Below are 1,539 nucleotides of genomic sequence, written 5' to 3'. Positions count from 1 at the left end.
GGTTGTACAATAAATAGCGTTGGTGAGTCAAAAACTCACTAGCGTTATTTTTCTTTTTATAATAGAAAACAAGTGAGTTTCCCTGTAGAATAAAAGTCGTCGAAAACCAATCCTAGGGAGGGAACTCACTTGTCTATATCAAATGATATAAGAAAACTGCTAGATATTCAAGATGAAAATATTACGTTTGAGGAGAATTGTGTTCATATTGAGCAATACAAAGGAAAGACCTGCAAGTTCGTAAAAGGACGCTTGACCTATGAACCAACGAGTTGTGCTAAATGTTCCGCTATAAAAGAAGGCGCCTCTATTTTTAAAAATGGGACACAGACATCCAGAATCACCATACCAATCGCAGGCGCATATCCGACCTATTTATTGTTAAAGAAGCAACGATTTATGTGCCAGGCATGCGGATCATCTTTTACAGCCAAAACGCCTGTCGTCAACGATCATTGTTTCATCGCTAAAACCAGCAAAGTGCAAGTCCTTATTAAATCAGCAGAAGCGCAATCCATTAAGAATATTTCTAAGGATTGTTATCTCTCTCATACGACGATACAGCGTGTCATCAATGCGGAAGCTAAGCAGTGTAAACCTTATAATCAAACGCTCCCTAAGCACGTGTCTTTTGATGAATTTAAATACGCAAAAGGTCTTATGGCTTTTGAATACATTGATGCTGAAACAGGTGATATTTTAGATATCCTTGAAGGGCGTGATCGTCGGACAATTCAAAATCATTTCATCACGCATTATAGTTTAAAGGATAGAATGAATGTTGAGACTGTTACCATCGATATGAATGCTGGCTATGTCAGCTCCATTAAAGAACTATTTCCTAACGTAAAGATCATTATTGATCGCTTTCATCTTGTTCAATTAGTTAACCGATCGATGAATAAAACGCGCGTGAAAATCATGAATAAATTTCATACATCCAATGGAGAAGACATGAAGAAATACCGTCGTTTAAAAGCTTATTGGAAGTTGTTTCTTAAGAAAGAATCGGATTTATCGTATACCGAATACAAACACTATCCATTATTCGGACAACGTTTAGAATCTGCGATCGTACAAGAAATGTTAGCTTATGATGAAGAATTAGCAATCAACTACAACCTCTATCAAAGTCTTTTAAGAGCGATGAACCAGCGTGACTTTAAGGCGTTAGAAAATATACTAAACCAAAGATGCCCGAACGAAACATCAACCTATTTAAGAACGAGTCTCAAGACCCTGAGAAAGCATTTACCTTATACAGAGAACAGTTTTAACTATCCGTACAACAACGGGCGTATTGAAGGCATTAACAATAAAATTAAAGTACTTAATCGTGTTGCCTATGGCTACAGAAATTTCAAAAATTATAAGAACCGGATCATTCTACATTTTAACTTAAAAGCAATTGAGCAGTCAGTTGGAAAAACAATTGAAAATGAAACACGCCCCACAGCAGCTTAGCTACTATGAAGCGTGATAAAATTAAATATTGGGGTCGATGAAATATTCTTCACCAACGCTATTTGACAAAGAACC

General features: G+C 36.5%; 1 protein-coding gene. It reads left to right on the top strand.

The features are described 5' to 3' along the window. Positions 1 to 129: 129 nt before the first annotated feature. Positions 130 to 1,464, top strand: a complete 1,335-nt coding sequence (locus DES38_RS11880; RefSeq protein ID WP_110252294.1) for an ISL3 family transposase — start codon at positions 130 to 132, stop codon at positions 1,462 to 1,464. Positions 1,465 to 1,539: the final 75 nt, after the last annotated feature.

It is taken from the genome of Streptohalobacillus salinus, assembly GCF_003201605.1.
GTDB lineage: Bacteria > Bacillota > Bacilli > Bacillales > Amphibacillaceae > Streptohalobacillus > Streptohalobacillus salinus.
This window is presented reverse-complemented; position numbering and strand designations above follow the sequence as displayed.